The 10,030-nt window shown below is 74.1% G+C and carries 7 protein-coding genes and 1 pseudogene; 2 read left to right on the top strand and 6 right to left on the bottom strand.

What is annotated here, in order from left to right:
• A pseudogene (locus GT045_RS06430) lies at positions 1-1,284 on the bottom strand (hypothetical protein); the annotation flags it as partial.
• Positions 1,285-1,563: 279 nt separating this feature from the next.
• On the opposite strand from GT045_RS06430, the gene GT045_RS06425 reads away from it, so the two are divergent.
• Together GT045_RS06425 and GT045_RS06420 are read left to right on the top strand one after the other, a co-directional pair.
• Positions 1,564-2,076, top strand: coding sequence for a hypothetical protein (locus tag GT045_RS06425; protein WP_161287308.1), 513 nt, complete (start codon positions 1,564-1,566; stop codon positions 2,074-2,076).
• Between the two features lie 70 nt (positions 2,077-2,146).
• The gene (locus GT045_RS06420; protein WP_345942565.1) at positions 2,147-4,354 is read left to right on the top strand and encodes a trypsin-like serine protease; all 2,208 of its coding nucleotides are present in this window, start codon (positions 2,147-2,149) and stop codon (positions 4,352-4,354) included.
• Between the two features lie 327 nt (positions 4,355-4,681).
• On the opposite strand, the gene GT045_RS06415 is transcribed toward GT045_RS06420, so the two are convergent.
• The 5 genes from GT045_RS06415 to GT045_RS06395 form a co-directional block, all read right to left on the bottom strand.
• The gene (locus GT045_RS06415) at positions 4,682-5,641 is read right to left on the bottom strand and encodes a threonine/serine dehydratase (RefSeq protein ID WP_161333568.1); all 960 of its coding nucleotides are present in this window, start codon (positions 5,639-5,641) and stop codon (positions 4,682-4,684) included.
• Positions 5,642-5,740: 99 nt separating this feature from the next.
• Positions 5,741-6,763 carry a polyprenyl synthetase family protein gene (locus GT045_RS06410; RefSeq protein WP_161333567.1) on the bottom strand — a complete coding sequence of 341 codons (1,023 nt, stop codon included), beginning with the start codon at positions 6,761-6,763 and terminating at the stop codon, positions 5,741-5,743.
• Positions 6,760-7,800, bottom strand: a complete 1,041-nt coding sequence (locus GT045_RS06405) for a tetratricopeptide repeat protein (RefSeq protein ID WP_161289297.1) — start codon at positions 7,798-7,800, stop codon at positions 6,760-6,762. Before GT045_RS06405 ends, GT045_RS06410 begins: the two co-directional genes overlap by 4 nt.
• 165 nt (positions 7,801-7,965) lie before the next feature.
• On the bottom strand, positions 7,966-8,643 hold the full coding sequence (locus GT045_RS06400) for an AIM24 family protein (RefSeq protein WP_161289299.1): 678 nt from the start codon (positions 8,641-8,643) through the stop codon (positions 7,966-7,968).
• Positions 8,644-8,940: 297 nt separating this feature from the next.
• Positions 8,941-10,030 (bottom strand): serine hydrolase domain-containing protein (locus tag GT045_RS06395; protein WP_161333566.1); only part of this gene is annotated, 1,090 nt, incomplete at its 5' end.

The following is a 10,030-nucleotide window of genomic DNA, read 5'->3' as shown; positions in this document are numbered from 1 at the left end:
CTGGTCGGCCGCGGCGGCGGCCTTGTTGGCGTTGCCGGTGGCGCTGCGGGAGGCGGCTGCGGCGTCGGCGGCGGCGAGGGACGCCTTGCCCGCCTGCTCGGCCGCCTTGGCCGACCGCTTGGCCAGCTCGCCCGCCTTGCGCGCCTCGGCGGCCCGGTCGAGGGCGGCCTGTGCCTTGGTCTTGTCCTTGCTGGCGGCGTAGGCGGCGTTCGAGGCGCGGCTCGCGGCCTCCGCGGCGGCAGCCGCCGCGTTCGCGGTCTGCGCCGCGGCCAGCGCGGCGCGCCGGGCGGAGCGGTTGGCGGCGTTGGCCGCGCCGATGGCCTGCTGGGCGGCTTCGGCGGCGGCGCGGGCGGCGTCGGCTGCCTGGCGGGCCTTGACCGTGGCCCGGCCGGCGTCGTTCTTGGCGGCCTCGGTCTCCTTCGCGGCCCGTTCGGCGGCGTCCTCGGCGAGCGCGGCGGCGGCGATGGCCTTGCCCGACGCCTCCTCGGCCTTGTCGGTGGCCGCCTCGGCCTGCTTGCCGTTCTTCTCGGCCTGGTCGATCAGCTGCTCGATCGTGGCGTGTTCCTGGTCGCGGTTGCGGGCCACGAACTGGCCGACGTCGAGGAACTCGGCGATGTCGTCGGGCGTGCCGCGCAGGGCGAGCTTGGCGGCGGCCTTCACGTTGGCCCCGCCGGTGTTGTAGAGCTTGGTGACCTCGACCCGGTCGTCCGTCTGCTGGGCCTTGTACTGGTCGACGTCCAGGAACTGCTTGACGTCCGCAGCCGTGCCCAGGAGCGCCTTCGTCCCGGCGTCCTTGACCCCGGGGCCGCCGTAGTTCACGACCCGGGTGGCCTCCACCCGCAGGTCCTGTTCGTTCGGCGCCTTCCAGCCCTCGTCCAGGAACGCCTCGACGTCGGCCGGGGTGCCGGCCAGCGCGGTCATGGCGGCTTCCCGGACCGCCGGACCGCCGGCGTTCACCACCCGGGCGACGTCGACCCGGTCGTCGACCGCCTCGATGCCGGGGGCGTCCGTGAGGAACTGCCGGATGTCGTCGTCCGTTCCCTGGAGCGCCTTCTCGGCCGCCTCCTGGAGGCCGGTGCCGCCACTGAGCCAGTAGCCGACCACCAGGCCGCGGTTCGCGGTCGGTTCGGTGTCCACGGCGTTCGCCGGCGCCATGCCGAGGAGGGTGGCCGTGAGGGCGGCGGACAGCACGGTCGCGCAGGCGGCCCGGATGCCCGACGCTCTCGCCCCGGACCGCACTGCGCGGCCCCGCCCCATGCGTATGGAGCGTGATGGTTGTTTCACCTGAGGTCCTTCGTGGTCAGTGACTCATCCCCCGCTGACGGACACCTCCGGTGGAACGGGACATCAGTGCGGAAGTCCGTCCGGAATATCCGAGAAGTTGCGGTGGTGAAGCCCAGAGATCGCCACTGACGAAGGACGTGTCGTCAACTGTCGCTCCCACCGCCGCAGGTGACGCGGGGGCACATTGACCTGGATCTTACATGTGCTTTACTTCGCTTCAACGGAGCGATTACTTTCCCTTCACATGTGTGATTCGCGCAACACTCTTGAGAGGATTCCATGGCGATAACCCCTGCCCGGAAGACGCTGCTGGGCGGCCTCACCGCGGCCCTCGTGCTGGGTCTCGGCGCCACCGCGCTCGCCCTGCCGCAGACCGCGCCCACCGCGCCGTCCGTGACCGCGACCGACATGCCGAGCCTGGTCGAGGACTTCAACCACCCCGGCGCCGCGAAGGCGCAGCAGGAGCGCGGGGTGACGCTCAAGCGCGGCGACGGGCACATCTGGCTCACCGACGTCACCGACCTGAGCCAGTGCGGCGACACCTCGAACATCGCGATCGAGTCCCGCAAGGGCGTCTTCTGCTTCAAGACCAACGCCAAGACCGGGTACCTGACCCTCGAGCTGCCCGACACGTTCAGCATCTGGACCCAGGACCACCCCGTGAAGGCCACGCTGACGGCCGAGGGCAAGGACACGGTCGTCAACGCGCCCGCGAACGACCTCACCCCGGTCGGCGAGTCCGGCGACACCGGCCTGCGCTCGGTCCTCGTCGAGATCCGCGTCACCGGCTGACCCGCCGCCCCGGCACCACCTACCGCGTGCGCCTCCGGGCGCGCACCACCGAACTCCAGGAACCCCACACGTGTCTCGCATACGCCCCCGCGCCGCGCTGACCGGCGCCCTGCTGGCAGCCGGCGTCGTGTCCGGTGTGCTCACCGGCGCCCCCGCACAGGCCGTCTCCGGCAGCTCCGCCGTGCCGACGACCTACTCCTTCACGGCGCAGATCACCGTCGGTGACCACGACCGCGGCTGCTCCGCCGTCCTCGTCGACCCCGAGTGGCTGCTGACGGCGGCCGGCTGCTTCGCCGATTCCGCGGGCGCCCCCGTGCCGGCAGGCGCCCCCAAGACCCGCACCAGCGTGGTGGTCGGCCCCTCCGAGCTGTCCCAGAGCTTCCTCATGGACACCCGGCGCCAGATCGTCGAGCTGGTCCCGCGCGCCGACCGTGACGTGGTGCTGGCCCGCATGAGCCGCCCCGTCACCAAGGTCGCGCCCATCGCCCTGGCCACCTCGGCGCCCGCCCCGGGCGAGGAGCTGAAGTTCGCGGGCTACGGGCGCACCGCCTCCGAGTGGGCGCCGCTCGACCTGCACACCGGCACCTACACCGTCGGCTCGGCGGACGCCACCACGGCCGCGGTCACCGGCAAGGCCGGCACGGCCGCCTGCGCCGGCGACGCGGGCGGCCCGGTCTTCCGCGAGACCGGCGGCAAGAGCACGCTCGTCGCGCTCAGCTCCCGCTCCTACCAGGGCGGTTGCTTCGGCACCGACCCGGCCGAGACCCGCACCGACGGTCTCGTCTCCCGCGTCGACGACCTCGCGGGCTGGGTGAGCGCCACCGCCGGCACCCCGCGCATCACCGACTTCAACTGTGACGGCGTCGAGGACATCGCGATCGCCGACCCGAAGGCGAGCGTCGGCGGCAACGACGGCGCGGGCGCGGTCCGGATCGTCTACGGCGGCGGCAAGGGCACCACGTCCGTCAACCAGGACCTGGACTGGGTGCCGGGCGGCGCCGAGGCCAACGACTGGTTCGGTGAGGCGATCGACACCGTCGACTACAACGAGGACGGCTGCACCGACCTCGTCGTCGGCACCCCGTCGGAGGACCTGGACAAGGCCACCGACGCGGGCATGGTCGACGTGCTCTACGGCGCTCCGGACGGTATCGGAACCGGCTCGCTCAAGAACACGCACTTCGAGCAGGGCAGCGGCACGGCAGCCATGGCCGGTTCGACTCCGGAGACCGGGGACCGGCTGGGCCAGGCCGTGGCCGCCGGCACCACCGCGGCCGGTGAGCCGTTCGTCGTGTTCGGCGCCCCCGGCGAGGCCATCGGTTCCGTGGCCAAGGCGGGCATGGCGTTCTACGCGCACGACAACACGACCGTCGGCATCACCCAGGACAGCACCGGCGTCCCCGGCGCCGTCGAGGCGGGCGACGGCTTCGGCGCGGTGATCGCGGCCGACGCCAACAACATCGCCATCGGCGCTCCGAACGAGGCCATCGGCGACGACGCGGCCGCCGGCAACGTGGCCGTCTTCTCCCACAAGCTGAACTCCGAGAAGCGCCCGACCCCGCTGTTCGGTCTCGACCAGGGCCTGGACACGGTCTCCGGCGGCGCCGAGGCCGGCGACCAGTTCGGCAAGGCCCTGGCCCTGGTGCCCTACCGCCCCTCGGGTGCGGCCGCGGCCACCGATTCGATCCTCGTCGTCGGTTCGCCCGGTGAGGACCTGGACATCGACGGCGTCAACAAGACGGACGCGGGCAACGCCATCAGCTTCCGGGTCACCGCCGCCGGTTCCTTCAGCCAGCTGAACGAGTACGACTCGGGTACCGCCACCGACGACGTGGCGGGCACCGCCGAGGCCGGCGACCGCTTCGGTCAGACCCTGGCCGCCGTCAACACGGCGCCGCGCGCGGTGAGCAGCGCGGCGACGATGAAGTTCGCCGTCGGCGCCCCCGGTGAGGCGGTGGGCACGGCGGCCAAGGCCGGCGCCATCACCACGTTCTCGCTGCTCGGTTCGCCGGGTGCCGCCGACCGCTGGATCGAGGCCGGCACCTCCAACATCCCCGGCCCGGCGGCCGCCGACCAGCAGCTGGGGTCGAGCATCCACTACACCGGCACCAAGCTGTACGTGGGCATGCCCTACGGTCCGACCGCCTACGGCGCGCTCCACGCCCTGCCCATGGCCAACGTGACCGCCGGTGGCACCAACGCCGCCGTCACCACCTACCAGCCCGGTCAGGGCGGGATCCCCGCCTCCGGCGGCCGGTTCGGGTACAGCGCCCGCTAGCCGGACGTCCGGCACGAACGGGGCACACCGATCCGCGGCCCCCGAGGGACTCGTCCCTCGGGGGCCGCGGGCTTTCCCGCGCATCCGGTGCCACGCCCTCGTCCCGCACGGCCGGGCGCCGGACGTCCCGTGCCGGTGCGCCCGCGGCGCCCGGTGTCCGCCCCCGTCAGCCGTGCCCGGGGCGCCGAAGTCCCCGGCGGCCGGCGGTGTGCCCCCGGTGCCCGCACGTCCGTCCTGGTCACCCGTGTTCCGGGCGCCGGAGCTCCGGGTGCCGAAGTCCCGGGTGCGGGAGTCCCGGCTGCCGGCCGCCGGGTGCGGCGCCGTGGCTCACAGCAGCCCGAAGCGGTCGGCCCAGCCGGTGAGTTCGCGGGGCGTCGTGTTGCCCCCGCACACCACGAGTCCGATCCGGGCGTCCGCGCCGACCCTGGCCGCCACCTGCCGGGCGGCGGGCAGCAGACAGCCCGCGGCCGGCTCGGCCCACACCTTGGCGTGGTCGGCGAGGTCCAGGCAGCCCTGCACCGCGTCCCGGTCCGGCACCACCAGGACCTCCTCGACCAGCGCGGCCACATGGTCGTACGTCAGCCGCGACACCGAGGGCGCGCTCAGCGTGGTGACGACCGAGGACAGCGGCACCGGTACCGGGCCGCCGGCCTTCAGCGCGCCGGACATCGCCTCCGCACCCCCGGTCTCCACGCCCCACACACGCACCCCCGGACGCCGGGCGCGCAGGGCCGCCGCGACGCCGGCGATCAGGCCCCCGCCGCCGACACTGACGACGACGTCCGTCAGCTCCCCGGCGTCCTCGGCCAACTCCAGTCCCACGGTGCCCTGTCCGGCGATCACCACGGGGTCGTCGAAGGGGTGGACCAGGGTCAGGCCCTCGTCCCGCAAGCGCGTCACCAGCTCGAAGGCGCTGTCCATGCCGTCGGTGAGCCGTACCGACGCCCCGGCGTCCCCCGCGAGAGCGAGGGAACGCGCGGGCGCGGTACGCGGCATGACGACCGTGGCCTTCACATCGAGGGCCGCCGCCATCACCGCGACCGCGATGCCGTGGTTGCCGCCGCTGACCGCGACCACACCCGCCGCCCGCTCGGCCTCGCTCAGCGACAGCAGCTTCGCCGTGGCCCCGCGGGCCTTGAACGAACCGGTGCGCTGGAGCAGTTCGAGTTTGGCGGTGACCGGGACCCCGAGCAGCGCGCCGAGGCCCGGGCTCGGCACCGTCGGGGTCCGTACGACGTGTCCGGCGATCCGCTGCGCGGCGGCTTCGACGTCCGAGATGTCGATCAAGGTCATGCACCCTTCCGGCACGGGTCGGGAGCCGCGCCGTCCGCACCCTGACCCGCCGGACGGCCGTCGGTCAACGCCGTTCCGGATCTTGGAACCCGGCTACAGCTCCCGGCCCACCAGGTGGTCCAGCAGCCGGGTCAGCTCCCCGGCGGGCCCCGCGGCCAGCTGCGCGCTGCCGAGCAGCTCCCGGGCGGCGGCCGTGCGGGAGCGGGCCTCGGCCAGCGCCGCCGCACGGCCGCCCGCGTCCTCGATCAGCGCGGCCGCCCGCTCGTACTCGCGGGAGCCGAGCAGCGCGGGCAGCCGCCGGGCCGCCGGGGAACCGAGCGCGGCCAGCACCGGGAACGTCTTCTTGCCCTCCCGCAGATCGCCGCCCACGGGCTTGCCGGTGACGGCCGGGTCGCCCCAGATGCCGAGCACGTCGTCGACGAGCTGGAAGGCGACCCCGAGGTGCCGGCCGGCCCGGTCCAGCGCGCCGACCGTGTCCCGGGGCGCCCCGCCGAGCGCGGCGCCCAGCGCGAGGGCGCAGCCCAGCAGCGCGCCCGTCTTGCCCTCGGCCATCACCCGGTACTCCCGCGGGGTCACCCGGCCCGGACCGGTCCAGGGCCGGGTGGCGAACACCAGGTCGTCGGCCTGCCCGCGCACCAGATCCGCGAGGGCCGCGGAGAGCAGCCGTAGCGCGCCCGGGCCCTGCGGTGCGGCGGCGAGGGTCTCCACCGCCAGCGCGAACAGGGCGTCCCCCGCCAGGACGGCCGGACCGGTGCCGTACGCCTGCCACACGGCGGGGCGGCGGCGCCGGGTCGCGTCACCGTCCATGATGTCGTCGTGCAGCAGCGAGAAGGCGTGCACCAGCTCCACCGCGACCGCCGCCGGGACACCGGCGCGCGCGTCGGCACCGGCGGCCTCGGCGCCGAGGACGGCCAGTGCCTGCCGTACGCCCTTGCCGCCCGGCGCGCTGGCGGGCGCCCCGCCGACCTCGCACCAGCCGAAGGAGTACGCGGCCATCTCGGCCACCCAGGGGTGCAGCCGCTCCACCGCTTCGCGCAACCGGGGCCGCACCAGCTCCCGGCACCGGGCGAGACTCGGGGGAGCGGACTCGCGCACCGCGGAGACGGCCGCCGTCACCGTGCGGCCGCCGCGTCGAGCCCGAACTCCCGCTGGGCCCGGGCCACCATCTCCCGGGCGTGCCGCAGCCCACCGCGCTCCAGCGTCCGGGCGAGGTCGGCAAGTTCGGCCGCGGTCTCGGTGCGGTCGCGGCCGAGTCGCGCGAGGGACTTGGCCAGGCCCAGCCGGGACAGCGCCTCACCGCGCGGTTCGCTCATCGTCCGGAACTGAGTGAGGGCCAGCTCGTAGCGGTCGCGGGCCTCGGCGTACCGGCCGGCCCGGTACAGGACGTTGCCCTGCATCTTGTGGTTGTAGGCGAGCGCGCTGGAGAGGTTCATCTCCCGGCAGGTCGCCTCCGCCTGTTCCAGCAGTTCCAGCGCGCGCTCGGTGGCGCCGTCGCGGACCGACAGCACGTCCGCGAGTCCGCGCAGCGCCCAGGCGTGCCCGCGCCGGTCGTCGGCCCGGCCGGCTATCTCCGCCGCCTCCTCGAACAGGGCGTAGGCCCGGTCGTGGTCACCGGTGTTGCGGTGCATCTGGGCGATGCCCTCCAGCGCCCACACCGTGTGCCGGGCCTCGCCCCGCCTGCGTGCCTCGGCCAGCAGCTGTTCGTGCAGCCGGCCGACCGCCGCGTAGTCCCCCTGGATCCGGCCGGTCTCCGCCAGGCCGGCCAGCGAGTAGCCGCGGACCACGACGTCCCCGCCCCGCTCTCCGAGTTCGGCCGCGAGCCCCAGCAGCCGCCAGGCCAGCGGGAACGCCCCGCGCTGGCGGGCCAGCGTGCCGCCGCTCCACAGCGCCCAGGCCATCGCGGCGGTGTCGCCGGCGTCCCGCGCGGCGCGGTAGCTCGCCTTCCAGGCCCGGTCGGCCTCCGGCACGTTGCCGAGCCGCCGGTGTGCCTCGGCCACGGCGAGCCCGCAGCGCGCCGCCTCGCCGGGCTGCCCGGCGCGTTCGGCCTCGCGGAGCCGTTCGGTGCCCTCGGCCAGCACGTCGACCAGCGAGGAGTTCACGGACAGAGTGGTGAGAGCGCCCTGGTACTCCGGGGCGGAAGCCTTGCCGTACATGCGTACCCTTCTATACACGGCATCTCTACACTTCACGTATACCTGCCGTGTATAGCGTCTCGAAACAATGCCCCGGCCGTTGAGGGCCGGGGCCCGGTCTGTTGCCGATCAAGACGCCGGTACCGCGACGGGGGTTGCCCGCCGGGACGGATCACCTGTGAAGGTTCAGTGCTGCTGGGCCTTCTGGGGCGTCACCTCGCTCGGCCGCACCACGACGAACCCCTCGCCCTGCAGCATCAGCTGCACGGCCTCGCCGGAGCCGCCGCGCAGCATCGAGCCGATGGACTGCGAGCGGTGCAGCGAGGTCTGCAGGTGCGCGGTCCAGCCCACCACCGCGTCGGTGTCGACGAACACCGGAGCCTGCGCGGACACGGGGATCACCAGCGGGTTGCCCTCGCAGACCAGGCCGAGCCGGCCCTGCCCGCTGAACACGCTGTTGAAGAGGCCCCCGCCGGCGATGCCCGACCCCTTCACCGTCCGGATCTCGTAGCCCAGCGAGGCGTCGAAACACAGGACGTTTCGGCCGTTGACGGTGAACTGGTCGCCGGGCTCGACGTCGACGATGAAACAGTTCTGCGCCTCGTGCGCGAACCACGCCTCGCCGCGCCCGCTCACCGTCATGAGGGGCAGGCCCTCGCCGGTCACGGCACGCTTGAGCATGCCGCCGACGCCCTGCCCCTTCCGCTCGAACCTCAGATCGCCGCGGTAGGCGATCATCGCGCCCTGCCGGGCGTACATCTCGCCGTCGACCGTGTACCTGACGCACTTGGCGTTCTCGACGGACATCCCCGGCTGCACGGCCGGCTGCACCACGTGCTGACTGGAAAAGAGTTCACCCTTCATGCGGGGCATGGTGTCCCGGACGACGGCGTTCCGCCAAGATCACGCCCCGTACCGGTGCCGGCCACCGGACGGCGGCGCCCGGTACGCCCCGCCCGACCGCCACCGTGCGCCCGGCCGTCACCGTGCGCCCGGCACCCGCCCGGCCGTCACCGTGCGCCCGGCACCCGCCCGGCCGTCACCGTGCGCCCGGCACCCGCCCGGCCGTCACCGTGCGCCCGGCACCCGCCCGGCCGTCACCGTGCGCCCGGCACCCGCCCGGCCGTCACCGTGCGCCCGGCACCCGGCCGGGCGCACTCCCTACCGACGCCCGTCCGCCGCCTTCGGCGCGCCGCAGAACGCCGACTCCAGCGTTCCCGCCAGCGTGCTCAGCACCTTCGCGTTGTTCGAGGTGTTGGCGAGTGCCGTGAGCGTCCGTCCGCCGTCCTTCGTGCCGAACGCGTACGAGTAGTACCCCTGCACCGCACCGGTGTGCCCGTACACCGACACCCCGCAGGACAGGTCGCGCCGCCGCAGCCCGAGCCCGTACGCCGTCGTGCTGTCCACCTTCGTGAACTTCTCCATCTCCGCGAGCCGCGCGGGCGGCAGCAGTCTCCCGCCGAGCAGCGCGCCGAAGAAGACGTCGAGGTCCCGCGCGCTGGAGATGACGGCCCCCGCGCTCTGCGCCCAGGAGACCGTCTGCGCCGTCGCGTCGACCAGCGGGGCGCCCGCCTTGTCCGGGGTCAGGTACCCGCGGGCGTACCGGCCCGGGATCGCGGTGTCCGGATGGACGTAGAACGTGTCCCCCAGCCCCAGCGGCTCGATGACGCGCTTGAGGTAGGCGGTGCCCACGGGCTGCCCGGTGAGCTTCTCGATGAGCAGGCCGGCGACGACGAAGTTGGTGTTGGAGTACGAGTACGCGGCGCCGGGCGCGTTGGTGCGGGGCTTCTTCAGCGACAGGGCGACGAGCTGACGGTAGGTGAAGACCTTGTTCCGGACCGCCTCGAAGCCGGAGACGCTGTCGGCGAACATGTCGTTCGTGTAGTCGTACAGGCCGCTGCGGTGGCTGAGCATATGACGGACCGTGATCCGGTCGTCCGGCAGCAGGCCCGGCAGGTAGTGGTCGACCGGCTCGTCGAGCGCGAGCCGGTGCTCGTCGACGAGCTGGAGCAGGACGACGGTCGAGAAGGTCTTCGTGATGCTGCCGACCCGGAACCGGTCGTCCGTGGACAGGGCCCGCTGCGTGCCGCGGTCGGCGACGCCCTGTGCGGCCCGGTATGTGCGTCCGTGGTCGTCGATCCGCGCCAGCGCGCCGGGTGCGCCCTGGGCCACCACCGAGCGCAACACCGCGGCGAGTCCGGCGGTGTCGGGCGCCGGGAGCGCCGGCGCCGGGGCGCCGGGCTCCCGGGGC

Source organism: Streptomyces sp. SID486, assembly GCF_009865385.1.
Lineage (GTDB): Bacteria > Actinomycetota > Actinomycetes > Streptomycetales > Streptomycetaceae > Streptomyces.
Note: the sequence above shows the minus strand (reverse complement) of the source record. Positions and strands in the feature narration are given on the sequence as shown.

Coding starts and splice junctions, on each gene's coding strand:
- GT045_RS06405 (WP_161289297.1), bottom strand. CDS start 7,800: ATGTACGGCAAGGCTTCCGCCCCGGAGTACCAGGGCGCTCTCACCACT.
- GT045_RS06425 (WP_161287308.1), top strand. CDS start 1,564: ATGGCGATAACCCCTGCCCGGAAGACGCTGCTGGGCGGCCTCACCGCG.
- GT045_RS06400 (WP_161289299.1), bottom strand. CDS start 8,643: ATGAAGGGTGAACTCTTTTCCAGTCAGCACGTGGTGCAGCCGGCCGTG.